Origin of the sequence: Nocardia sp. NPDC056541 (assembly GCF_042794235.1) — a bacterium.
Lineage (GTDB): Bacteria > Actinomycetota > Actinomycetes > Mycobacteriales > Mycobacteriaceae > Nocardia.
On sequence record NZ_JBHTUD010000006.1, the window covers coordinates 205700 to 227650 of the forward strand.

A 21951-nucleotide genomic window follows, 5' to 3' on the forward strand; every position below is an offset into this window, starting at 1 on the left:
TTCCCAACCCGGGCAACTGCGCCTGGCCGTCACCAGAGCTACGAATTATCCTCTGGCACAACAACTTCAGTCGCACCGATGTCGGTCCGGAAATGACTGCCGGGGCAGCTTGATGCCCGCAAGCCGTGCGTAGCCCGTTCCCGTGCCTGCGCGAGATCCGCGCCGACGCCGACCACGTTGAGCACACGCCCGCCCGCCGACACCAGCGCCTTGTCCGCGCTGATCCGTACCGGCGTGCAGCACCAGCGCACCCACCGCATTTCGAAATCGTGCAAAACGGTCAGCATGTGGATCCGCAGGCCTGGCTCGCTGTGCATGGATTGCGTCTCGATTGACATCGCGTCGAGACCACCGACATCACGGGAACGTTAATGTGAGACCTGTCGAGTGTTTTCCTCCGAACCGAAGCGAGGCAACCATGGCAGGCAAGTTCGAGGTATTCAAGGACAAGGCGGGAAAGTTCCGTTTCCACCTCAAGGCCGGCAACGGCGAAATCGTCCTCGAAAGTCAGGGATACGAAAGCAAGGAAGGCGCCAAGAAGGGGATCGCCTCCATCCAGACGAATGCTCCGAACGCCCAGGTCCTCGACCTCACCGCCTGATCGGCGCAGCCGCGCAACGTGCTGCGCCACCGTTTCCCGCTCGATCGTGATCAGCGGTCGCGCACCGCTGATCACCGATCGCGCGAATTACCCCGCGACGCTGTTGCGTTCCGGGACAACAACTTCGGTCGCGCCGATATCAGTCCGGAAATGACTGCCGGTGAGCTTGATTCCCGCGAGTCGCGCGTAGGCCCGCTCCCGCGCCTGCGCGAGGTCCGCGCCGACACCGACCACGTTCAGCACACGCCCGCCCGCCGACACCAGCGCCTTGTCGGCGCGCTGATCCGTACCGGCGTGCAGCACCAGCGTTTCGCCCTCCAGCGCGCCGTCATCGGCACCGGTGATCACATCGCCGGTGCGCGGTCGCGCCGGGTAGTTCTCGGCGGCGAGCACGACGGTGATCGCGGAACCGTCTTTCCAGCGCGGTGCGTCGACCTCGGCGAGGCGCCCGGTCGCGGTGGCGTGCAGCAGTTCGGCGAACGGGCTGTCCAGCAGCGCGAGCACCGCCTGGGTCTCGGGATCACCGAAGCGGCAATTGAATTCGACGACAGCCGGGCCGTTCGTACCGATCGCCAGGCCCGCGTACAGCAGGCCCGAGAACGAGCTGCCCCGCGCGACCAGCTCGGCGGCGACGGGCTTCACCACGTCGTCGACGATCTCGTTCAGCGTCTCCGCGGGCAGCCACGGCAGCGGCGTGTAAGCGCCCATGCCGCCGGTGTTCGGGCCGGAATCGCCGTCGCCGACCCGCTTGTGGTCCTGTGCGGGCAGCAGCGGGATCACGGTCTCACCGTCGACCAGACAGAACAGCGACACCTCCGGACCGTCGAGGAACGACTCCAGCAGCACCGGATGTCCCTGCTCGAGCAGTTCGGCGCCGTGATCGCGGGCCGCGCGCCGGTCGGCGGTCACCACCACGCCCTTGCCCGCGGCGAGCCCGTCGTCCTTGACCACCCAGGTCGGGCCGAAGCGGTCGAGCGCCGCGTCCAGCTCGGCCGGGCTGTCGACGATCTCGCTGTGCGCGGTGCGCACCCCGGCCACCGCCATCACATCTTTCGCGAACGCCTTCGACCCCTCGATCCGCGCCGCGTCGGCCGACGGGCCGAACACGGGGAATCCGGCCGCGCGCACGACGTCGGCGACGCCGAGCACCAGCGGCACCTCGGGGCCGATCACCACCAGGTCGGCGGCCACTTCACCGGCCAGCGCGGCGACGTCGTCGGCGGAGCAGGGATCGACCGGGCGTAGCTCGGCGTGCTGGCCGATGCCGGGGTTGCCCGGGGCAGCGATCACCGCCGTCACGGACGGATCCCGGCGCAGCGCCAGGACGAGGGCATGTTCACGGGCTCCGGAACCGATGACGAGTACGCGCACGGCCTTAGATTAGTCGCGTACTTCGCGCGTACTTCGCACGCCCCGTTCCGATACAAGGTCCGCGATCGGGTAGCGCGATCGTCACCCCCGCGAGGGCGCTTCGGGCCGGCGATCGGGCTGTCGCGATGCGGCTCGGCCCTCGCGGCTCGGGTTCGATTGCGCCACAATGGGACCAGGCGTGGCGCGGCAGCCGCCACCGAAACGGGGGAATGCCATGGGCCTGCTCGACGGGATGATGGGCAATGCCGGTCGCATAGATCCGGCCGCCGCCCAGCAGGAATACGCGAAGCTGTTCGGGCAGGGCGAGCAGGTGTATGCCGCGTTCATCCTGGTCCGCGACGCGATGCTGTTCACCAATCGCCGCCTGATCATGGTCGACAAACAGGGCGTCACCGGCCGCAAGGTCAGCTATCACAGCATCCCCTACCGGTCGATCAGCCACTTCGCCGTCGAAACCGCGGGCACCTTCGACCTCGACGCGGAGCTCTACATCTGGATCGGCAGCGGCGACGAGCCGGTCAAGCAGCGTTTCAACCGTCAGGTCGACATCTACGAGGTGCAGGGCATCCTGTCGCATTTCGTGTCGATCTAGCTACGCTCACCGGTATGGCATCCGTCTTCAGCGCGATCATCGCAGGTCAGATCCCCGGCCGCTTCGTCTGGGAAGACGACGAGTTCGTCGGTTTCCTCACCATCGGCCCCGTCACCCAGGGCCACACCCTCGTCGTCCCGCGCGCGGAGATCGACCAGTGGCAAGACGTGGATCCCGCCGTGATGGCCCGGATGATGGGCGTGGCCCAGAAGATCGGCCAGGCCGTCCGCGTCGCCTTCGACGCCCCCCGCGCCGGCCTGCTCATCGCCGGCCTCGAGGTCCCCCACCTGCACACCCACGTCTTCCCCGCCTACACCATGGGCGACTTCGACATCTTGGGCGCGAACACCGACCCCACCCCCGAATCCCTCGACGAAGCCCAGACCAAGATCAAGGCCGCCCTCCGCGACCTCGGCCACGAAGCGAACGTCCCAGCCTGAGTTCTGCCCTGGATGGAACCGAAACGACCGGGCGCGCGTCTAAGACATCGAGTGGTCGTTGTGTGCGAAAGAGGAGAGACGATGCGAGTGGTTGGCTTTGCCGCCGGGGTGTGCGCTGTACTGGCGCTCGCCGGATGTTCCACAGCGGTCGACGGGCAGCCTGAGGCCAGCGGGGCTCCGCTGACCAAGGAGCAGCTGTTCGATCCGTGTGCTGTGTCGGACAGTGTGTTGCAGGCGGCGGGGGCCGATCCTGCAACGAAGGACGACAACCCCTTCTCGGTACCGCGACCGGATTGGAAGGGCTGCAGTTGGCGAGCAGGCGATCACTTCGTTTCGTTCTTTTCCACGACAAATACGCTGCAACAATTTCGCGAGAACCAGTATTTTCGAGATTTTCGTGATGTAACAGTCAGCGGCAGGCCGGCCTTGCAATTCTACTTGGGCACGATCAACCCTCCGGAAGAATGCGAAATCGCCTTCGACACGAGCCAGGGACGGGTCACCTTGACGGCAAGCAAAGCCTCGAGCAGTAACTCGACCACCGACCCCTGCGTTTGGGTGAATGATGCGGCACCTCATTTCGCTTCATCAATCCCCCGCTAGCGACGACCGTATCCACACTGGAGATATACGAAATGGCCGATCCTCACGAGCTCACAAAAAAATTTCAGACGCTAGCCGGCGAAGCCGCCGCAGGCAGGCTGGTGATCGAATTCGACACCGCCGAGAGATGCGCGAAGCACTGCGATAACTACATTTCTGACCTGGACCGACTGAAGTCCCGGACGCAGAGCATGGTCAATGTCGGGTCTTTCGGCAGCTTGGGCTCAGCAACCAAGCTCGGGCAGAAGTTTGCAGACCTTGCAATCGGCGGCCCTGGCACCGGTTCCTACTCCGATGCCATCCGCCTCCATCAAGAAGTGCTAGCAGCCATGGCCGACATGTACCGCAAAGCCGGTGCCGCATACAAGAACTGCGACGAAGCCACTCAGCTCGCTATCAAACAACAGACCAACAAAGTAGACTGAATCCGGGGGGATAAATGACCTTTTCAGATTTCATGAGCAAACTGGGCAGCGTTGCATTGACAGCGTCGAGCCCGTCCAGAATTGGTGACCGAATCGGCTCATTGTTCGATTCCGATATCTCCGCCACGCAGTCCGAGCTAGACGCCCAGGCTGCGGGCAACAGCGCACGGTCTCGCATCTACGCCGAGAATTCCAGCCTTGCCAACGGATTTTCCGGCGAGTTCACACCGCAGGTCGTGCCGCCCGTTCTAGAATCGTTCCTCACCATGAGCCATTCGGACATCATGAAATTTGTCGAGTCGATCAGCCCCGAGACGATGAGCACCAGCGTTCAAGGCTGGCGGCAGTTGGCAACCGACACCACGACGAAAGCCACCGCCTTCCACGACAGTATCCAGAAGGAAATGGAGCGGGGCTGGTCGGGAAGCGCAGCGAGCCAAGCGCTGGCGAGCACCAAGAGCTATCTCGCCGACGTGCACAAGGTCGACCAGGCTGCCTCCCTGATCGGCAACAAGATGGAAGAGGCTTACTCCGGCTTCAACCAGGTGAAGTACTCGGTACCGCACGAGTCCGACCAACAGAGCAGCACCGTCGCAGGATTAGTCGCCACCACGCTCTCGAACGCGGTCGCGCCCGGGCTCGGCACCGTAACCAACTTCGTCATGGACAGCACCAGCGCAGGCCGCTCCGATGCCGCCCAAGCCGCGGCTCGCCAGGTGATGGAGACCGTCTACAAGCCAGTCGCGCAACAGTCCGACACCCAGGTCCCGAAGGTTCCCGAGCCATCGAAACCCCAGTCCGACAAGCCGACCGGCGACACCAACAAGGACAAGCCGACGGGCACCACCACCGACAAGCCCACCGGCACCACCACCAAGCCGAGCACCGACGACACCACCCCGTCCACCACGGAGCCGGAAACCCCCACCACCACCGACCCTGGTGACGACGACACCGACGACAGCACCACTGACGACACCACCGGCGACGAGACCACCGCGGCCACGACAACTCCGGAAACCCCCACCACCACTACCCCGTCAGGCACCAGCCCTGGCACGACTCCGGCCGGCACGTCCCCCGGCGGACTCGGCTCCGGCGGCGGAGCAGGCGCTGGCGCGGGTGCCGGAGCAGGCGCGGGCACACCCGGCGCGGCAGTCCCCGGTACCGCCGGTCAGAAGCAGGGCGCCGGTGCGGGCACGGGCACGGGTTCCGGTGCGTCGTCGGGCCGCTCGGGTATGTCCGGCATGGGCGGAATGGGCGCCCCCGGCGCGCGCGGCGGCGGCAAGGACGACGAGAACGAGCACCAGGCCCCCGACTACTTGCGCGGCGTCCACGAAGAACTGCTCGGCCCCGAACGCTTGCACGTCCCGCCGGTGATCGGCGGCGACGCATGACCGACACCTGGGAGCTGACCCCGTTCGAGTTCTGGGTCGCCTGGGAAACGCTCGGCCGCGACCGTATGCCCTGGCCCCTCACCTTCACGGCAGGTGTCGAAACGCAGGTCGAGTTCGACCGGGAATGCCGTCGTGCCGCGGATTCGCTGATCGCCAAAATGGGCACCGACGAATCGCTGTACCACGCCTTGCACGCCCTCGCGCACCCCGAAATCCGGGTGGAACTGTTCGGGCACCGCTTCGACGGCCGCACCCGGATGGTCCGCGCCTGCGCGACCACCGAGGCGAGCAACGGCGTAGTCGCCGCCCAGCTCCCCGGTCCCGAATACGGCCAGGGCGGCAACATCCTGATCACCCTGCGCCCGGCCCACGCCATCGTCACCCGCCTGCTGTCCATCCTCCCGAAAACTCCCGCGGGCACCACCGGCGGCTTCAACGTCCACCGCGACGACTTCACCACCACCCCCGACCCCTACGCCCGCCACCGCACCCCCGCCGAACAGGCCCTCAAATTCCTCAAACGCCCCTTCACCACCTACGCGGAATTCCGCGTAGCAACCGGCCCGGCCCTGGACGGTTGGCAAGAAGGCGGCACCACCCTCCAACTGGTCGACTACACCGACGACGGCCGCTACCTCATCCAAGAAGGCGAACGAGTAGAAGTAACCCCCACCACCCCCGACCGAATCGAAGCCCACCTCCATCACCTGATCGAGAAAGCCACGGCCGGCACCCGCCAATCAGCCTGGTAATCAACACAACCAGGCCCTGTGGCCCGTCATCCCATGGCAATTCCGTACGGGTCTGGACGATCTACGGGATTTCCATGCTGTAGCGATGCCATCGCATGGCACTCCGCTACGCCTGTAGACGCAACGGAGTGCCCTTGCGGTTCCATCGATTTCACCACCGGTACCAGCCCTCGGGATTCCAGTACGCTCATCCCTTGGCACTGCGTGCCGCAGGGTCATGGCGACCGGTTCGGACCGGGCCGATCAAGTTCGACACCGCAGGTCGCGGGCAGGGTTGCCCGCTGAGCAGGGGTGGCATCACACCAGGGGGTGGGACACTGAATATGACAAGAGCAGGCGGAGAACTCAGCTCGAACATGTCTGCGGTCACGGACGCGTTCACAATTCGTGACACCACCAACGCCACTGCGCTCAAGACCCAAGAGTCCGGTCTGTAATGGCCGCCAATCCCCTGATCGCGGCTAAGGAAGACACCACCGACTGGTCCACCGGTATCAGTTTGGTCAGCTCGGTCACCGACCTGTCCGACGCGATCTCGGGCGGTTCCTGGATCGAAGTAGGTCTGGGTGTCGTCGGTCTCGGCGCCGAAGCGGTTTCGTTGGTCGTGGACCCACTCGGCACCTTGGCCGGTTACGGCGTGGGTTGGCTGATCGAGCACTGCCAACCATTGCAGGATGCCCTGGATTGGATCGCGGGTGACCCCGCGCAGATCGAGGCTTATGCCAAGACCTGGGACAACGTTGCCGCCCGGATCAGCGAGGTAGCGACCGCCCAAAATGCCGCGGTTACAGCCGATGTCGCGGATTGGACTGGTCAAACCGCCACCGCCTACAAATCGGCGGCGTCGAACACCACCAACTTGCTCACTGCGGCCAACACCGCCGCGACCGCGGCAGCTTCGGCGATCCGGATGGCGGGTGGGATCGTGGCCGCGGTTCGCGAGACCGTGCGTGACTTGGTAGCCCAGACTGTTGGTCGTCTTGCGGTGTGGGCGGCGGAGTTGGTGTTCTCGGTCGGTCTGGCGACCCCGCTGGTCGCGGTCCAAGCCACCGCTTACATCGCGAAGACTGTCGCGACGATTTCGAAGTTGTTCTCGAAGTTGGCCAAGACGATGTCGAAGCTGAAGCCGTTGCTCAAGCAGTTGAAGTCGGCATTCGGCGATATCGCGAAGGCGTTCAAGAAGACCCCGTCCAAGACCTCGAAGAACGCCGACACCACCACCACGAGCCCCGCGGCCGCGAAGAACACCGACACCTCGACAACACCGGCGACTACGAAACAGCCTGACACACCGACGAATCCGTCGAGTACACCCGACACACCGTCCAAAACCACCGACAACCCAGACACCCCGGGCAGCACGAAACCCGCGAACACCCCGAGCGATACCAGCAAGCTTCCCGACCAAACCGATTCGCAGAAACCCGACCTCAACAAAACCGCGAAACAAACCACCGACTGCGGTGACCCGGTCGACGTCGCGACCGGCGAATTCCTGCTCCCCGCAACCGATATCGAACTCCCCGGCGTACTGACACTGATGTTGACCCGCCGGCACCGCTCGTCCTACCGCTTCGGCCGATGGTTCGGGCCTTCCTGGGCCGCGACCCTGGACATGCGCGTCGAAGTCGACCAGGTCGGAGTCCGGTTCGTCGGACCCGACGGCGAACTGTGGCAGTTCCCCCACACCGCCCCCGACGTCCCAGTCCGGCCGGTCCACCAGGGCACCCGCGCGACCATGACCCGCACCGAAACCGGCGGATACTCAGTCCACGACCCAGACCGCGAACTCACCTACATATTCCGACCGACCGTGGCGGACGGGCCCGAAACCGCACTCGGCACCTATCCGATCACCGAGATCACCGACCACCACCACAACCGAATCACCTTCCACTACACCAGCACCGGCCAACCCACCGAAGTCACCCACACCGGCGGATACCGCGTCCGCATCGACACCACCGACGACCGCGTCACCGGCCTGACCGTCCTCGCCACCACCCCCACCGGCGAGCCGCTGGAAACGACTGTTCGCGAGTTCGGTTACACAGCAGGTGATCTCACCACGGTCACCAACGGTGTCGGCGCGACCACGACCTTCGCCTACGACAACGAACACCGGATGCTGTCGTGGCGCGACTCCCGCGGCACCGAAATGCGCAACACCTACGACCGATCCGGACGGGTCATCGAACAGGTCGGCACCGACAACATCCTGTCGGCGACTTTCACGTATGAGGCGATTGTCGACTTCCGCCGCTCGCGCACTCATCACACGAACTCCCTCGGCGCCACCACCACCTTCGAGTTCGACGAAGACCTCTGCCTACGCAACCTGATCGACCCACGCGGTGCCACCTCGATCACCGACTACAACGAGTACCGCCAACCAGTCCGCCACGTCGACGCCTACGCCAACACCACCGTCTACCTCTACAACCCCGACGGCGACCTGGTCCTGGTCCGACGCCCCGACCAACAAACCATCAGCATCAGCTACACCGCACCACGGCGTCCGGCCACGATCACCGACGTCGACGGCACCACCACCACCCGCACCTACGACGACCATGGCAACCTCACCAGCGTCACGGATGCGGACGGTGTCACCACTGCTTACACCCATCATCGGTGCGGTGCACCGGCCTCGGTCACGCTTTCGACCGGTGCCACCACCAGCATCGACGTCGACGACGCCGGCCTACCGATCCGGATCGTCGAACCCGGCAACGCCGTCACTGTCGTCGAACGCGACATGTTCGGTCGACCGGTCACGATCACAGATCCCCTCGGCTACACGAGCATCAACCGATACTCGGTCGATGGAAAGCGGCTGTCACGTACCGATGCTGATGGCACTGTCCAGTCGTGGACCTATGACGGTGAAGCGAACCTGCTCACCCACACCAACCAAGTCGGTGCGATCACCCGCTACACATACGGCACTTTCGATCTGGTAGCCACCCGCGAAACCCCCGATGGTGCGGTTACCTCCTACACCCACGACACCGAACGTCGGCTCACCTCGGTCACCAACCCACTCGGTGATACCTGGACCTACGAATACGACCCGGCTGGAAATGTCTGCACCGAAACCGATTTCAACGGCTCAGTCATTTGCACCGACTACGACCTCCTCAACCGGCCCAGCATCATTACCACACCCACCGGTGTCCAACGCCGCCTCACCTTCGACATCCTGGGCCGGTTCACCGGTGTCAGCACAGACACCGGTGAATGGATCACCAACACTTACACCCCGACCGGGCAACTCGCGACCGCCCGAAACGGGATCCATGCTGACGTGGTCCATTCGGTCACCTTCGCCCACACTCCAGCGGGCCGAGTCCTGACCCAGCACGTCGACGGAAGACCTGTCACCTACGACTACGACGAACACGGCCGCCGCATCGGATACTCGACTCCCAGCGGCGCGTCGACCAAATATGAACGCACCCCGACCGGGCGAATCTCCGCACTAACTACTAACGGGCACCGATTCGACTTCACCCACGACTCGATCGGACGCCAGAACAGCTGGCACAGTGCCGGTATCGGACAACACAACATCTATAGCGCGTCTGGCCAAACCGTCAGCCGTGAACTCGTCCGACTCGACCCGCGCACCAGCACCCCCACCCGACTCCTCGAACGCGACGAATATGCTTGGCGCCCCGACGGTTACATCACCAGCCACACCACCACGTCACCCACCACCAGTCGTCGCCGCGACTACACCCTCGACGCCCTCGGCCGAATCACTCACATCGCCGCCCCAAGCGAGGGTGTCACCGAGCAGTACAGCTACGACGCCCTGTCGAACCTCACTACGGCCGAGATTCCCTCATCACCAGCACCATCTGATCCTGTCCCGCCCGACAACAACCCATCCGAACCTGCAACTGATCCGCGGTTCGAATACCGCAACAACCTCCTTATCCGAGCCGGTCGCATCCGCTACCACTACGACACCGCCGGCCGCCTCATCCGTAAAGAAAAGACCCGGATCTCCCGCAAACCCGCCATCTGGCACTACCGCTACAACGCCTTCGATCAGCTCACCGAAGTCACCACCCCCGACAACGACACCTGGACCTACACCTACGACCCCTTCGGCCGCCGAACCACCAAACGTCACCGATCGAGCGAAACCCGCTTCTCCTGGGAGGGAATCCATCTCGCCGAACAAACCACCACGACCGCAAATTCTGGCGCCCAAACCCACACCTGGGCCAACCATCCCATCACTCATGTCCCCCTCACACAATCGGTCGACGACCAATTCTGGGCAATCGTCACCAACCTCCAGGGCGCCCCAATTCACCTCGCCGACCCCACCACCGGCGAAATCGCCTCAACAGCCACCACTACCCTCTGGGGTCAGACTATCTGGACGGGCACCACTACGCCCCACCGATTCCAAGGCCAACAACACGATCCTGAAACCGGCCTCCACTACAACCACCACCGTTACTACGACCCAGAAACCGGTCGCTATCTCACCCAAGATCCACTCGGGCTCGCACCCGCGCCTAACCCGGCGACGTATCCACGGAATCCGACGCGTTGGTCGGACTCCCTAGGGCTCGCGCCTGACTGCGATGGCGGAATTGCTCTAGGCTTCAGCGAAATCGATGGCGACCCGATGGCTCTCCAGGATTTTGCCAGTTCGGTCGGGGCTCGGTCGTATCATGACTGGCCTTCGCAGGGCGATGATTGGGTCAATGAATTTCAAAATTTTGTACAAGATCCAGATACTCCTGTCCATTTCAACCTCGACGGACTCGATGACCAAGAGTGGATCACTTCAGCTGGACGAGCAAGAGGAACTGACCCAATTTTCGACGGCCATGTAACCCCCTGGGAATTGTCGTATATCATGGATAACCGCAGCTCGTTGTCGAACGTGTTCTTCTATCGAAACGGAAGTCGGTATGACAACCCCTTCACCTGATCGCGAGTATACGAGAATTGATGGCGATCTTCCGATCCACTTTGGATTCAAGTTCAGGCCGTGGCGCTACAACCTTTCTCTGTCGGAATTGGAGCTACGCAGTTTCGACAGGTCTCCGGATCCGACTTTTGTATCTATTAGATTCTTCAGCGTATTCGCTTTGAAAATGAAGACGTTGTTCAACACTATGACGATCGACCTGGCCGACCGATCTCAGTCCCTGGAGATACTCCAGATTTCGGAGGTGGATGAATCTAAATGGGGTCGAATCAAGTGCCTGGCGTTGAAATCTGGCGATGTGGACAGTTTGGTTGCATGCACCAGTTATTCTATTCGACTTTACCCTCATGGATTTCCGTCGGCCAGCACGGTTACCCGGAATCCGAGCGAGTAAGGGGGAACGACAGTACGGTTCGGCGCCGGGGGCGAGCGACACTTGCTCTTTCGCCCAGGAAACGATGTACTGGGCTCCGGTTCGTTCCTATCGGAAGGTTTCGCAGATGCGTTTGACCGTTGGACTCACCACCGTCGTCGCGATATCCCTACTCGGGGCAGGCACAGCGTCGGCGGAGGTACGCGAGGCGAAGATTCAGTGCCTCGGTTCGAACGCGAACTTCCACCTGTACCCGTTCTATCTGTCGCTGGTGGCGACCTCATCGGACGACCGACCCGGCACCATTTCGATTCAGCCCCGCGGCGATTCGAACTTCGGTCCCTTCGGCTATCACGCGACCGTGAACTGGACCAATCTCGACACCGGCGAATCCGGCGTCGTCGCCCAGGACGGCACCGTCGGCGCCGACATGCCGAGCTTCGACGTGAACACCGGCTGGGGCACGGTCCGCCTGACCGGTGCGGTAGGCACCTCCGGTCTGTCCGCGGGCCAGACCATGCAGTGCTCCGGCGCAGACCTCTACGTGTCGTAGCGCTCGTCAGCCCGGCGGATCATCGAGCGGCACCGTCGTTCGCGCCACGGGCAGCAGGATTTCGTAGCGAGCCGGTCGCTCGGTCACGGCATGGACGGCGGCGATTTCGGTGAGCGCGCGGAGCGGATTCGATACGGTAGGCAGTAGCGAATCCGAGGAGGAAAATGTGCCGCGCCCACGAATCAGCGACTGGTTCCGCGACACCGGCCGATGAATACTCCGCTTCTGCACCAACGCTTTCCACGCCTGCGCGAATCCCTGCCGCATATCGGACTGAGCTCCGGCCCGACACCGGTCCGTAGGCTCGATGCGCTGCCTACCGGTGGCGCGCCGGTCTGGCTCAAGGACGACGGCGCGTTCGGTGACGGCGGGTGGGGTGGCAACAAAGTCCGCAAGCTGGAATGGATCCTGCCCGACGCGCACCGGCGCGGCTCCCGGACCATCCTGACCGTCGGCGGACTGGGGACGAACTGGGGACTAGCCGTCGCCCTGTACGCACGCGATCACGGGCTCGGCACCGCGCTCGCCCTCGTCGACCAGCCCGTGGACGAGCACGTTCGTGCCCAGCTGAACCGACTCGAGAACTGTGGCGCCGCGCTGTATTTCACGCATTCGAAGACGCGGACCATCCTCACCGCGCCGATGCTGCTCGCCCGGCACACCAGTGGGTGGCATCTGCCCTACTTCCTGCCGCCCGGCGGGTCCTCGCCGGTCGGTGTCCTCGGCTACGTCGAGGCCGCGCTCGAACTGGCCGGACAAGTAGACCGCGGCGAGCTACCCGAGCCCACCCACCTCGTGACCGCCGTCGGATCCGGCGGCACGATCGCGGGGCTGCAGCTCGGATTGCGGATGGCGGGCTTGACGACCCGGGCAGTCGGTGTCGTCGTCAACGACACGCTGCGGCTGGACCCGGCGACGATCACCCGGCTCGCCCGCCGTACCGCGCGCCTGCTGCGTCAGCGAGGCGCGGACCTGTCCGATCTCGAACCGCGAGTCGAGGACATCGATATCGTCACCGACTGGCTCGGCAGCGGCTACGGCCACCCCACGTCGGAAGGCGAACGCGCCCAAACCTTGTCAGGCGACCGCGAGCACCTGCACCTCGAACCGGTCTACACCGCCAAGGCCATGGCGGCGCTGCTGGCGATGAACGAGCAGGGCGCATTCGGCGACGGCCCGGTCCTCTACCTCAACACGAACGGGCCGCGCTGACCAAGCGAGTCCATACCGGAAGTCACAGCAGTTCTACACAAGATGCTCACGCCTCCTGCTCAGGTACGCGCGCTCGGCGGGGTTCTGCGTGGCGGCAATCGCGGCGTCGTAGGCCGATCTCGCCTCGGCGCTGCGCCCCAACCGGCGGAGCAGGTCGGCGCGGGCGGCGTACCAGGCATGATAGCCGTCGAGTGGCAGTGAATCTATCTGTGCCAGCGCCACATTGGGGCCGTCCAGTTCGGCGATGGCGACGGCTCGGTTGAGGGCGACGATCGCGGTCGGGGTGACGGTGTAGAGCTGGTCGTAGAGGGCGACGATCTGGTTCCAGTCGGTGTCGCGGGGGTCGGCCGCGTCGGTGTGGACCGCGTTGATCGCCGCCATGATCTGATAGCGACCAGGTGGGTCGCCGCCTGCCGCGACTCGGCGCAGGCATTCGCGTACCAGCGCGTGCCCCTCGGCGATGAGGGTGTGGTCCCAGCCGCCGCGGTCCTGCTCGTCGAGCGTCACCAGCTCCCCGCCCGCGAAACGTGCCGCGCTGCGGGCGTCGATGAGCAACATCAGCGCGAGCAACCCGGCAACCTCGCCGTCCTCGGGCAGCAGATCGCGCATGATGCGGCCGAGCCGAACGGCCTCGGCCGTCAGGTCGGCCCGAACAGATTGCGCGCCTGCCAGATACCCCTCGTTGAAGATGAGGTAGATGACCTCGAGCACACCGCCGAGCCGATCGGTGACGTCCTCGCGATCGGGCACGCGGAACGGGATGTGCGCGGCTTTGATCTTGGCCTTGGCGCGGGTGATGCGTTGCGCCATGGTCGTTTCGGCAACGAGAAACGCACGAGCGACCTCGCCGACGGTGAGCCCGCCGAGCAGGCGCAGTGTCAGCGCGACTCGCGCCTCCGGCGCCAATGCCGGATGGCAACAAGTGAAGACGAGCCGGAGACGATCGTCGTTGATCGGTCCGGTCGGTTCGTGCGGTGTGTGATCGTCGATGATCATGGCTGCCTGGTGTTTCGCGTCGCGCAGTGATTCACGGCGGATCCGGTCGATCGCGCGGTTGCCCGCGGTCTTCGTCAGCCAGCCGCCCGGGTTGGGCGGTATGCCGTCGACCGGCCACCGTTCGATGGCGGTGAGCAGGGCCTCGCCCGCGGCGTCCTCGGCGATGTCGAGATCGCCGAACCGTCGAGCGAGCGAGGCAACCACCCGGCCGTACTCCTCGCGGTAGATCCGATCGATCCGGGCGCGAGTGTCGTCGCTCATGCGCCGTCGAACGTCCTGATCTCGATCTTCTGCTCGCAGACCTTCGACGCCCTGGCGGCGATCTTCAGCGCCGCATCGAGGTCGGGCACCTCCACGACCCAGAACCCACCGAGGCATTCCTTGGTCTCGGCATACGGCCCGTCGGTGACAACCACGTCAGCACCGGTGTTGTCGACCGTGGTGGCCTCATCGATCCGTCCGAGCCCACCCGCGAAGACCCACGCCCCTTCGGCCCTGAGCTCGTCGTTGAACCTCCCCGTCGCCTCGTACTGCGGCTGCGCCTCCTCCTGCGGAATGTCATAAACACTCGGCTCGACAACAACGGAAAGCAGGTACTGAGTCATGGCGATTTCCCTTCCTCGGTGGCCGCCGATCGGCTGCCTCTACCCACACCACGAACGGGCCGACCCGGATACGACAACTCTCGACGAGATCCCCCGAATCTTCTCCGAAATGGGCGCATCGATCCACGAGCCCCGAGCATTCCGGGATAGCAGCTTTGCTGCTTGACCGCTTTACTGCCCAATGGGATAGTGGGGCGATGGGCAATTTTCGCGGATATGCGGCAATCCAGGGACGTGGCACGGTCGCGCTGCCCGCCGAGCTTCGGAAGAAGTACCGGCTGGACGAGCCAGGTGCGCAGCTGGAGATCACCGAACGCGAAGACGGCGTGATCGAGCTTCGGCCCACCTTGCCGGTCCCAGTCGATGAGATCTGGTTCTGGAGCGAGGGCCACCAGGCAGCTGAACGCGAGGCCGAAGCCGATGTCGAAGCTGGGCGACACAGCACTTTCGACAACGCCGAATCGTTCTTGGCGCACCTCGACACTCTGGCGTCGGGGCCCAGCGAGGCGGTGGAGTGAAATACCGGACGCTTGCATCGTTCGATCGAGACTTGCGACGTCTGCCCGCTGAACATCAACGCATGTTTCAGCAAGCCCTACGCTCACACTTCCTGCCGGCCATCGACGCCGGAGCGTTCGCGGGCTCACCACCTTGGCCGACACGCCTGCGGATTCACAAACTGAGCAACTGCGAGGTCTACTCACTCACGTGGAATTTCACCTCACCGGATGGTAGGGCCACGTTCCACCTGGAGAAGACGAACGACAGCGAGCCGATCGTGGTCTGGCGACGAATCGGCAACCACGGATTCTACGACCGCCCATAACGCCACCGCACCGGTCAGTTGGCCCCGGAGAACGCCACGCTGCCACCCACTCCGATGATCATCGCCCCACCCACGCTGCCGACCGCCTCGAGCCGGCGCGGAGATCGCGCGAACCACGTCCGCACGGTGCCGGCGAGCAAGGCCCACGCACTGTCCGAAGCCATCTGAATCACGAGGAAGATCGCCCCGAGCACCAGCAATTGTGCGGGCAGTGCGCCCGCCTCCGGCACCGTGAACTGCGGCAGGACCGCACCGAAGAACACCATCGTCTTGGGGTTGGTCGCGCCGACAACGAAGCCCTGCCACAGCACCCGCCGACCCGTGGTGTTCGGCACCTCCGCTTCGAGCGCTGTCACCAATTTCTTCCGATCCCGAATCGTCACGACGCCCAAGTAGACGAGGTAACCGGCGCCGGCGACCTTCACGATCAGGAACAGCGCGGACGAAGCCATCAACACCGCCCCCAGCCCGAAGGCCACCGCGACCAGCGGAACCCCCGAGCCGGCCACCGCGCCGATCACCGACAGAATCGCCTGCCTGCGCCCCAGGGTGAGTGCCCGCCCGATAGCGAACAGCACATTCGGACCCGGAATCACGATGATGACGAACGCGGCAACCACGAATGCCGCCGCATGAGACAGCGGAACCATCCACCGACCCTAACCGGCCACTGCCACAATGGTCACGAGACGAAAAAGGACCTGACCTGCTTTCACAGGTCAGGTCCTTGTCGAGCCCCCTGTCAGGATTGAACTGACGACCTTCGCTTTACAAGAGCGGTGCTCTACCACTGAGCTAAGGAGGCGGGTGGTGCGCGACTATCTTAGCCGCGCACGCCAACCGCGCGACACCGGATGGGTGTCACGCGGTGGCGGAGGAGATCAGGACTGGGCGCGGGCTGCGTCGTCGGCGGCCATCGCGTCACGCAGGCTCTTGGGCCGCATGTCGGTCCAGTTCTTCTCGACGTACTCGACGCACGCTGCCCGGCTTTCTTCGCCGAACACGACACGCCAGCCCGCCGGGACCTCCGCGAACGCGGGCCACAGGGAGTGCTGCTCTTCATCGTTGACCAGAACGAAGAAGCGGCCGTCCTCGTCGTCGAAGGGGTTGGTGCTCATTTCACCTCACTGGATACTGGCGCTGTGTACAGGATCACTGCGCGGCCGCGAAGCCACGAGCGTTGTGTCGACCCTAGCAAGGCATACGTTACTGGTAGGGAGTTACCCGATGCTGCCCCGGTCACGGCGGTCAGGCGGCGAAGAAGTCGAGCAAGATCTTGTTGATCGCCTCGGGTTGCTCCAGGTAGCCGTAGTGACCGGTATCCGGGACCTCCTGGTAGCGGGCGCCGGGAATGGCCTCGGCGACCTCACGCGAGAGGTACGGCGGAATCATCCGATCATCGGCGAACCCAATTGCCAAGCAGGGCACCGTAATCGAACGATACGCGGCGACCCGATCGAATTCGTGATCCATCGCTCGCTGGGCCCGGACACCGGCCGAGGGCGTCCCCACGCTGAACTCGAACAGATCGAGCCAGTCGCGCGCGGCGTTGGTGTCGGCCATCGTCGCGGGCGACAGATTCATCACCGCGCTCAACGCCGCCTCGAATTTCGCGGGCAGCTTCACCGCCGAGGCGTCGAGCTCCTGCTCACCCGCCGACAACGTCTTCTGGAACTGATCCAGCCTGCCGTGTCCGGCCATGAACACGGCCTTGCGCACCAGATCGGGCCGGGCAAGCGCCAGCTCCTGCGCCACCCGCGCGCCCATCGACGTGCCCGCGACCAGCGCGGGGCCTTCGTCGAGGAACTCGATGAGCGCGGCGGTATCGGCGACCAACTCCTCGATCCGCATCCCGCCCGGGGCCTCGAACGACGGCGCGATCCCGCGGTTGTCGAACACGCAGACCCGGTAACCGGCCGCGACCAGCGCGGGAACCTGATGCAGCTCCCACACCCGGCCCGGCGAGCCCGTTCCCATGATCAACACCACCAGCGGACCACCGCCCTTGACGTCGGTGCCCTTGGTACGGTCGCCCTTGACCTGATAGTTCAGTGCGATGCCGTTCACCGTGGCAAGTGGCATGAAAGAAACCTCTCTGCGGGGTCGATCGTGTACTGCCCCACGGTAACGGGACCGCCACGACACGGCACCGGGGCGGGGTGTTACGCGTCGCTACTTCATCGGCCGTGCGCCGGCGCCCGATAGTATTGATCACTCGCAGGTAGAGCGCAGGGAAACCGGGAGGACGAACCCATTATGGCCGCGAAGAGCACCGCCAACGACATCGCCGACGACGAACTCGAGCCGCTTGCCGACGAGACCGCCCGCCAGGCACAGAAGGTCGTCGCGGCACACGCCGAAGACGCCGACGAATGCCGCATGCTGCTGTCGATGCTCGGCATCGCCCCCGCCTGACACAGCGCACCCCTGCGACGCATAAGGATGCGTGAGTGGACCAAATGATCGATCAACCGTCCAACGACCGTCCGTCCGAAAACAGTGAAACCCTCGTGCCGAACGGCGCTGGTTCGGGATTCGTTGTCGTCGCCAACCGGCTCCCGGTCGACCTCGAGCGCCTGCCCGACGGCACCACCAGGTGGAAGCGCAGCCCCGGTGGGCTGGTGACCGCGCTGGAACCGGTGCTGCGCAGCAACAAAGGCGCCTGGGTCGGCTGGGCAGGTGTGCCCGATGTCGAGGTCGAGCCGATCATCGAAGACGGGCTCGAGCTGTATCCGGTGCCGCTCACGGCGCAGGAGGTGGAGGACTACTACGAGGGGTTCTCCAACGGCACGCTCTGGCCGCTGTACCACGACGTGATCGTGCGCCCGGTGTACGACAGGGCGTGGTGGGCGGCCTATGTCGAGGTCAACCGGCGCTTCGCCGAGGAGACCGCGAAGGTGGCCGCCGAGGGCGCCACGGTGTGGGTGCAGGACTACCAGCTGCAACTGGTTCCCAAGATGCTGCGCATGCTGCGCCCCGATCTGACCATCGGCTTCTTCCTGCACATCCCGTTCCCGCCGGTCGAACTGTTCATGCAGATGCCCTGGCGCACCGAGATCGTCGAGGGCCTGCTCGGCGCCGACCTGATCGGCTTCCACCTGCCCGGCGGCGCGCAGAACTTCCTCTACCTGGCCCGCAGACTGGCCGGTCAGCCCACCTCCCGCGGCACGATCGGGGTTCGCTCGAAACTGGGCGTCGTGCAGGTCGGTTTCCGCACGGTGCGCGTCGGCGCGTTCCCCATCTCGATCGATTCGGCCGAACTCGACGAGTCGTCGCGGCGTCGTTCGGTGCGCGAGCGAGCCGCGAAAATCCGTGCGGAGCTGGGCAATCCCAAGAACATCATGCTCGGCGTCGACCGCCTCGACTACACCAAGGGCATCGACATCCGGCTCAACGCGCTCCAGGAACTCCTCGAGGAGGGCCGCGTCGACCCGACCGAGACGGTGATGGTGCAGCTGGCCACCCCCAGCCGCGAACGCGTGCAGAGCTACATCAAGATGCGCGGCGACATCGAACGTCAGGTGGGCCGGATCAACGGTGAATTCGCCCGCGTCGGCTACCCGGTCGTGCACTACCTGCACCGCCCGATCCCCCGCGACGAGTTGATCGCTTTCTTCATCGCCGCCGACGCCATGCTGGTGACGCCCCTGCGCGACGGCATGAACCTGGTGGCGAAGGAGTACGTGGCCTGCCACAGCGACCTCAACGGCGCCCTGGTGCTGAGCGAGTTCACCGGCGCCGCGGCCGAGCTGCGTCAGTCCTACCTGTGCAACCCGCACGACCTGGACAGCGTGAAGGACGCGATCATCGGCGCCCTCGACGACGATCGCGACACCAAGCGCCGCCGGATGCGGTCCCTGCGTCGCCAGGTGCTCACCCACGATGTCGAACGCTGGGCGCGCGCGTTCCTCGACGCGCTGTCGCAGGGCAATGTGGCGGGTTCGGCGCTGATGAGCGACGAGCAGACCTACCCCGCCGACCAACGCTAGCGGCACACAGCGACCTCACAGCGTCGGTCCAGCCACTTCCCAGCGGGGTGGTGGAGCATAGGGGCATGAGCGGTGTGCCTGATGTGCCCGAGGCGCGGGTACTCGTCGTCGACGACGAGCCGATGATCGTCGAGCTGCTGGCGGTGAGCCTGCGCTACCAGGGGTTCGAGGTGGCGACGGCGGCCGACGGCGCCGAGGCGCTGGATCGGGCGCGCACGTTCCGACCGCAGGCGCTGATCGTCGACGTGATGATGCCCGGCATGGACGGCTTCGGCCTGCTGCGCCGGTTGCGCGCCGACGGGATCGACGCGCCGGTGCTGTTCCTGACCGCGCGCGACGAGGTGGACGACAAGATCACCGGGCTCACCCTCGGCGCCGACGACTACGTCACCAAGCCGTTCAGCCTGGAGGAGGTGGTGGCGCGGCTGCGGGTGATCCTGCGCCGCGCGGGCCATGCCGAACCCGAGAAGGCGAGCACCCGGTTGCGCTTCGCCGATATCGAACTCGACGACGACACGCACGAGGTGTGGAAGGCGGGCGAGCCGGTGGCCTTGTCCCCCACCGAGTTCACGCTGTTGCGCTATTTCATGGTGAACGCGGGCAGCGTGCTGAGCAAGCCCCGGATCCTGGATCACGTGTGGCGCTACGACTTCGGCGGCGAGGTGGGCGTGGTGGAGACCTACGTGTCCTACCTGCGCAAGAAGGTCGACACCGGCGAGCAGCGGCTGATCCACACGCTGCGCGGTGTCGGCTATGTGATGCGTGAGCCGACGCGGTGAGCAGACTTCCCCTGCGGGTGACGCTGGTGTTGATGCTGGTCGCGCTGGCCGGATTCGGTTTGGTCGCTTCGAGTTTCGTAGTGACCAAGGCGATGGAGAACTCGCTGCAGAACCGCACCGATCAGCAGTTGCAGGACGCGGCGATGGAGTGGGAGCGGCGGGTGGGGCTGCCCGCACCGAATCTGCCGCCGCCCTCCTCGGAATCCGGACAGCCGCCCGGGCGATATTTCGTGACCGCCGAGAGCGCGGACGGCACCCGAAAAGTGCGCCTCGACAACGTCTTCGGTACCGATTCCCAGCCCGACCTACCCGAGCCGCCCGCGATACAGCCGATTACGGTCGGCTCGACGGACGATTCGGGCGATCAGTGGCGGGTGCTCACTGTCAACGGTCATCGCGCCACGGCGACGGTCGCGTGGCCACTGACCGAGAACATCGAGACGGTGCGCAATCTCGTTGTGCTGCAATTGATCGTCGGCGCGATCGTGCTGATCGCGCTGGCCATCGCGGCCTATTTCGTGGTGCGCGGCAGTCTGCGACCGCTGCACCGGGTCGAGGCGACAGCGGCGGCGATCGCCGGTGGCGAGCTGCATCATCGAATCCCGGTGCACGGCAACGTCACCGAGGTCGATCGACTGTCACAGTCGTTGAACAGCATGCTGACCCAGATCCAGCAGGCCTTCGCCGCCACCGAGGCCTCCGAGACCGCCGCGCGCGTTTCCGAGGCGAAGATGCGCCGTTTCGTCGCCGACGCCAGTCACGAACTGCGCACCCCGCTCACCACGATCCGCGGCTTCGCCGAGCTGTACCGTCAGGGCGCGACCACCGACCCCGCGATGTTCATGAACCGCATCGAACACGAGGCACAGCGCATGGGCCTGCTGGTCGAAGACCTGCTCATGCTCGCCCGCCTCGATGCCCAGCGGCCCGTGGAACTGGGCCCGGTGGACCTGCTGGCCGTGGCAGGCGACGCGGTGCACAGCGCCCGCGCGGTCGAAGCCGCCGCGGGCCGACACCACCCGATCACCCTCGACATCGCCGAAGGCACCGGCACCCTGGAAGTCCGCGGCGACGAACACCGCCTGCGCCAGGTCCTCACCAACCTCCTCGACAACGCCCGCACCCACACCCCCGACGGCACCTCGATCACCGTCCGCCTGACCCCGGCCACCGACGAGGTCGGCCTCGAGGTCGTCGACACCGGTCCCGGCCTCACCACCGAAGACGCGAACCATGTCTTCGAACGCTTCTACCGTGCGGATATCTCCCGTACGCGCCGCGGCACGAGCGACAGCAACGCCACCATGACGAGCGGCAGCGGACTCGGCCTGTCGATCGTGGCGGCACTCGTCGCGGCCCACGGCGGCACCGTTCAGGTCGAGGCCACTCCGGGTGGCGGCGCGACCTTCGCCGTACGGCTGCCACGCGGCGACCAGGCCGGCTCAGCGTGAGCACCGAGCCGGCTGGTCGCGGCGTGCAT

The 21951-nt window shown here is 65.1% G+C and carries 26 protein-coding genes, 1 tRNA gene and 1 pseudogene; 16 read left to right on the plus strand and 12 right to left on the minus strand.

Annotated features, from left to right (window positions below):
- Window positions 1–38 precede the first annotated feature (38 nt).
- Window positions 39–338 carry a phosphoribosylglycinamide synthetase C domain-containing protein gene (locus tag ACFQ9R_RS12805; RefSeq protein ID WP_378990612.1) on the minus strand — a complete coding sequence of 100 codons (300 nt, stop codon included), beginning with the start codon at window positions 336–338 and terminating at the stop codon, window positions 39–41.
- Between the two features lie 80 nt (window positions 339–418).
- Between ACFQ9R_RS12805 and ACFQ9R_RS12810 the strand changes: the two genes are divergently transcribed.
- A complete protein-coding gene (locus tag ACFQ9R_RS12810) occupies window positions 419–601 on the plus strand; it encodes a YegP family protein (protein WP_194825705.1) in 183 nt (60 codons plus the stop codon).
- Between the two features lie 87 nt (window positions 602–688).
- Here ACFQ9R_RS12810 and purD read toward each other — a convergent pair whose 3' ends face one another.
- On the minus strand, window positions 689–1972 hold the full coding sequence (gene purD / locus ACFQ9R_RS12815) for a phosphoribosylamine--glycine ligase (RefSeq protein ID WP_378990613.1): 1284 nt from the start codon (window positions 1970–1972) through the stop codon (window positions 689–691).
- 214 nt (window positions 1973–2186) lie between these two features.
- Between purD and ACFQ9R_RS12820 the strand changes: the two genes are divergently transcribed.
- The 6 genes from ACFQ9R_RS12820 (at window position 2187) to ACFQ9R_RS12845 (ending at window position 6181) form a co-directional block, all read left to right on the plus strand.
- Window positions 2187–2564, plus strand: a complete 378-nt coding sequence (locus ACFQ9R_RS12820) for a PH domain-containing protein (protein ID WP_378966914.1) — start codon at window positions 2187–2189, stop codon at window positions 2562–2564.
- Window positions 2565–2578: 14 nt separating this feature from the next.
- Window positions 2579–3004 (plus strand): HIT family protein, encoded by a 426-nt coding sequence (locus tag ACFQ9R_RS12825; protein ID WP_378990615.1) that lies wholly within the window; start codon window positions 2579–2581, stop codon window positions 3002–3004.
- A gap of 81 nt (window positions 3005–3085) precedes the next feature.
- Window positions 3086–3607, plus strand: a complete 522-nt coding sequence (locus ACFQ9R_RS12830) for a DUF3558 domain-containing protein (protein ID WP_378990616.1) — start codon at window positions 3086–3088, stop codon at window positions 3605–3607.
- A 32-nt stretch (window positions 3608–3639) separates the two neighbouring features.
- On the plus strand, window positions 3640–4032 hold the full coding sequence (locus tag ACFQ9R_RS12835; protein WP_378631722.1) for a hypothetical protein: 393 nt from the start codon (window positions 3640–3642) through the stop codon (window positions 4030–4032).
- A gap of 266 nt (window positions 4033–4298) precedes the next feature.
- On the plus strand, window positions 4299–5429 hold the full coding sequence (locus ACFQ9R_RS12840; RefSeq protein WP_378990617.1) for a hypothetical protein: 1131 nt from the start codon (window positions 4299–4301) through the stop codon (window positions 5427–5429).
- A complete protein-coding gene (locus ACFQ9R_RS12845; RefSeq protein ID WP_378990618.1) occupies window positions 5426–6181 on the plus strand; it encodes an ESX secretion-associated protein EspG in 756 nt (251 codons plus the stop codon). The genes ACFQ9R_RS12840 and ACFQ9R_RS12845 overlap by 4 nt, the downstream gene beginning before the upstream one ends.
- Before the next feature lie 828 nt (window positions 6182–7009).
- Here ACFQ9R_RS12845 and ACFQ9R_RS12850 read toward each other — a convergent pair.
- Together ACFQ9R_RS12850 and ACFQ9R_RS12855 are read right to left on the minus strand one after the other, a co-directional pair.
- Window positions 7010–7231, minus strand: a complete 222-nt coding sequence (locus ACFQ9R_RS12850; RefSeq protein ID WP_378990816.1) for a hypothetical protein — start codon at window positions 7229–7231, stop codon at window positions 7010–7012.
- A gap of 3 nt (window positions 7232–7234) precedes the next feature.
- Window positions 7235–7522: a hypothetical protein gene (locus tag ACFQ9R_RS12855; RefSeq protein ID WP_378990818.1), complete on the minus strand. Its 288-nt coding sequence runs from the start codon at window positions 7520–7522 to the stop codon at window positions 7235–7237.
- 133 nt (window positions 7523–7655) lie between these two features.
- Between ACFQ9R_RS12855 and ACFQ9R_RS12860 the strand changes: the two are divergent.
- Window positions 7656–7850 (plus strand): annotated as a pseudogene (locus tag ACFQ9R_RS12860) (DUF6531 domain-containing protein); the annotation flags it as partial.
- Window positions 7851–7946: 96 nt separating this feature from the next.
- Here ACFQ9R_RS12860 and ACFQ9R_RS12865 read toward each other — a convergent pair.
- The gene (locus ACFQ9R_RS12865; RefSeq protein ID WP_378990820.1) at window positions 7947–8303 is read right to left on the minus strand and encodes a hypothetical protein; all 357 of its coding nucleotides are present in this window, start codon (window positions 8301–8303) and stop codon (window positions 7947–7949) included.
- On the opposite strand from ACFQ9R_RS12865, the gene ACFQ9R_RS12870 reads away from it, so the two are divergent.
- Window positions 8202–11138 (plus strand): RHS repeat-associated core domain-containing protein, encoded by a 2937-nt coding sequence (locus ACFQ9R_RS12870; RefSeq protein WP_378990800.1) that lies wholly within the window; start codon window positions 8202–8204, stop codon window positions 11136–11138. The two genes, ACFQ9R_RS12865 and ACFQ9R_RS12870, sit on opposite strands and share 102 nt — an antisense overlap.
- A 500-nt stretch (window positions 11139–11638) precedes the next feature.
- A complete protein-coding gene (locus ACFQ9R_RS12875) occupies window positions 11639–12064 on the plus strand; it encodes a hypothetical protein (RefSeq protein ID WP_378990619.1) in 426 nt (141 codons plus the stop codon).
- Window positions 12065–12070: 6 nt separating this feature from the next.
- Here ACFQ9R_RS12875 and ACFQ9R_RS12880 read toward each other — a convergent pair whose 3' ends face one another.
- Window positions 12071–12268: a hypothetical protein gene (locus ACFQ9R_RS12880; protein WP_378990620.1), complete on the minus strand. Its 198-nt coding sequence runs from the start codon at window positions 12266–12268 to the stop codon at window positions 12071–12073.
- Window positions 12269–12274: 6 nt separating this feature from the next.
- Here ACFQ9R_RS12880 and ACFQ9R_RS12885 point away from each other — a divergent pair, with 6 nt between their 5' ends.
- Window positions 12275–13276: a 1-aminocyclopropane-1-carboxylate deaminase/D-cysteine desulfhydrase gene (locus ACFQ9R_RS12885; RefSeq protein WP_378990621.1), complete on the plus strand. Its 1002-nt coding sequence runs from the start codon at window positions 12275–12277 to the stop codon at window positions 13274–13276.
- Window positions 13277–13309: 33 nt separating this feature from the next.
- Here ACFQ9R_RS12885 and ACFQ9R_RS12890 read toward each other — a convergent pair whose 3' ends face one another.
- Both ACFQ9R_RS12890 and ACFQ9R_RS12895 read right to left on the minus strand, forming a co-directional pair.
- Window positions 13310–14533, minus strand: a complete 1224-nt coding sequence (locus tag ACFQ9R_RS12890) for an RNA polymerase sigma factor (RefSeq protein WP_378990622.1) — start codon at window positions 14531–14533, stop codon at window positions 13310–13312.
- A complete protein-coding gene (locus tag ACFQ9R_RS12895) occupies window positions 14530–14877 on the minus strand; it encodes a YciI family protein (RefSeq protein ID WP_378990623.1) in 348 nt (115 codons plus the stop codon). Before ACFQ9R_RS12895 ends, ACFQ9R_RS12890 begins: the two co-directional genes overlap by 4 nt.
- Before the next feature lie 197 nt (window positions 14878–15074).
- Between ACFQ9R_RS12895 and ACFQ9R_RS12900 the strand changes: the two genes are divergently transcribed.
- Window positions 15075–15395 carry an AbrB/MazE/SpoVT family DNA-binding domain-containing protein gene (locus tag ACFQ9R_RS12900; RefSeq protein WP_378990624.1) on the plus strand — a complete coding sequence of 107 codons (321 nt, stop codon included), beginning with the start codon at window positions 15075–15077 and terminating at the stop codon, window positions 15393–15395.
- 322 nt (window positions 15396–15717) lie between these two features.
- Here the strand turns inward: ACFQ9R_RS12900 and ACFQ9R_RS12905 are convergent, their stop codons facing one another.
- The 4 genes from ACFQ9R_RS12905 to ACFQ9R_RS12920 all read right to left on the minus strand — a co-directional run bounded on the left by ACFQ9R_RS12905 (window position 15718) and on the right by ACFQ9R_RS12920 (window position 17785).
- A complete protein-coding gene (locus ACFQ9R_RS12905; RefSeq protein WP_378990625.1) occupies window positions 15718–16353 on the minus strand; it encodes a LysE family translocator in 636 nt (211 codons plus the stop codon).
- 83 nt (window positions 16354–16436) lie between these two features.
- Window positions 16437–16508: transfer RNA gene (locus ACFQ9R_RS12910), tRNA-Thr, on the minus strand.
- Window positions 16509–16584: 76 nt separating this feature from the next.
- Complete coding sequence (locus ACFQ9R_RS12915; RefSeq protein WP_022565839.1) at window positions 16585–16821, minus strand: MbtH family protein; 237 nt, start codon at window positions 16819–16821, stop codon at window positions 16585–16587.
- 130 nt (window positions 16822–16951) lie between these two features.
- Complete coding sequence (locus ACFQ9R_RS12920; protein ID WP_378990626.1) at window positions 16952–17785, minus strand: alpha/beta fold hydrolase; 834 nt, start codon at window positions 17783–17785, stop codon at window positions 16952–16954.
- Window positions 17786–17959: 174 nt separating this feature from the next.
- Between ACFQ9R_RS12920 and ACFQ9R_RS12925 the strand changes: the two genes are divergently transcribed.
- From ACFQ9R_RS12925 to ACFQ9R_RS12940, 4 genes are all read left to right on the plus strand, one after another.
- Window positions 17960–18118, plus strand: a complete 159-nt coding sequence (locus ACFQ9R_RS12925) for a hypothetical protein (RefSeq protein ID WP_165610244.1) — start codon at window positions 17960–17962, stop codon at window positions 18116–18118.
- A gap of 44 nt (window positions 18119–18162) precedes the next feature.
- Window positions 18163–19692, plus strand: coding sequence for a trehalose-6-phosphate synthase (locus ACFQ9R_RS12930; protein WP_378990802.1), 1530 nt, complete (start codon window positions 18163–18165; stop codon window positions 19690–19692).
- Between the two features lie 65 nt (window positions 19693–19757).
- Entirely contained in the window at window positions 19758–20471 is a 714-nt protein-coding gene (locus ACFQ9R_RS12935; protein WP_378990627.1) for a response regulator transcription factor, read from the plus strand.
- On the plus strand, window positions 20468–21922 hold the full coding sequence (locus ACFQ9R_RS12940) for a sensor histidine kinase (protein WP_378990629.1): 1455 nt from the start codon (window positions 20468–20470) through the stop codon (window positions 21920–21922). The genes ACFQ9R_RS12935 and ACFQ9R_RS12940 overlap by 4 nt, the downstream gene beginning before the upstream one ends.
- Window positions 21923–21951: the final 29 nt, after the last annotated feature.

Bases quoted from the DNA above. Each gene is read 5' to 3' on its own strand.
- ACFQ9R_RS12885 (WP_378990621.1), top strand. From the start codon at position 12,275: ATGAATACTCCGCTTCTGCACCAACGCTTTCCACGCCTGCGCGAATCC.
- ACFQ9R_RS12900 (WP_378990624.1), top strand. From the start codon at position 15,075: ATGGGCAATTTTCGCGGATATGCGGCAATCCAGGGACGTGGCACGGTC.
- ACFQ9R_RS12835 (WP_378631722.1), top strand. From the start codon at position 3,640: ATGGCCGATCCTCACGAGCTCACAAAAAAATTTCAGACGCTAGCCGGC.
- ACFQ9R_RS12920 (WP_378990626.1), bottom strand. From the start codon at position 17,785: ATGCCACTTGCCACGGTGAACGGCATCGCACTGAACTATCAGGTCAAG.
- ACFQ9R_RS12905 (WP_378990625.1), bottom strand. From the start codon at position 16,353: ATGGTTCCGCTGTCTCATGCGGCGGCATTCGTGGTTGCCGCGTTCGTC.
- ACFQ9R_RS12935 (WP_378990627.1), top strand. From the start codon at position 19,758: ATGAGCGGTGTGCCTGATGTGCCCGAGGCGCGGGTACTCGTCGTCGAC.
- ACFQ9R_RS12805 (WP_378990612.1), bottom strand. From the start codon at position 338: ATGTCAATCGAGACGCAATCCATGCACAGCGAGCCAGGCCTGCGGATC.
- ACFQ9R_RS12820 (WP_378966914.1), top strand. From the start codon at position 2,187: ATGGGCCTGCTCGACGGGATGATGGGCAATGCCGGTCGCATAGATCCG.
- ACFQ9R_RS12845 (WP_378990618.1), top strand. From the start codon at position 5,426: ATGACCGACACCTGGGAGCTGACCCCGTTCGAGTTCTGGGTCGCCTGG.
- ACFQ9R_RS12875 (WP_378990619.1), top strand. From the start codon at position 11,639: ATGCGTTTGACCGTTGGACTCACCACCGTCGTCGCGATATCCCTACTC.
- ACFQ9R_RS12925 (WP_165610244.1), top strand. From the start codon at position 17,960: ATGGCCGCGAAGAGCACCGCCAACGACATCGCCGACGACGAACTCGAG.
- ACFQ9R_RS12825 (WP_378990615.1), top strand. From the start codon at position 2,579: ATGGCATCCGTCTTCAGCGCGATCATCGCAGGTCAGATCCCCGGCCGC.
- ACFQ9R_RS12840 (WP_378990617.1), top strand. From the start codon at position 4,299: ATGAGCCATTCGGACATCATGAAATTTGTCGAGTCGATCAGCCCCGAG.
- ACFQ9R_RS12930 (WP_378990802.1), top strand. From the start codon at position 18,163: ATGATCGATCAACCGTCCAACGACCGTCCGTCCGAAAACAGTGAAACC.
- ACFQ9R_RS12915 (WP_022565839.1), bottom strand. From the start codon at position 16,821: ATGAGCACCAACCCCTTCGACGACGAGGACGGCCGCTTCTTCGTTCTG.
- ACFQ9R_RS12890 (WP_378990622.1), bottom strand. From the start codon at position 14,533: ATGAGCGACGACACTCGCGCCCGGATCGATCGGATCTACCGCGAGGAG.
- ACFQ9R_RS12895 (WP_378990623.1), bottom strand. From the start codon at position 14,877: ATGACTCAGTACCTGCTTTCCGTTGTTGTCGAGCCGAGTGTTTATGAC.
- ACFQ9R_RS12830 (WP_378990616.1), top strand. From the start codon at position 3,086: ATGCGAGTGGTTGGCTTTGCCGCCGGGGTGTGCGCTGTACTGGCGCTC.
- ACFQ9R_RS12810 (WP_194825705.1), top strand. From the start codon at position 419: ATGGCAGGCAAGTTCGAGGTATTCAAGGACAAGGCGGGAAAGTTCCGT.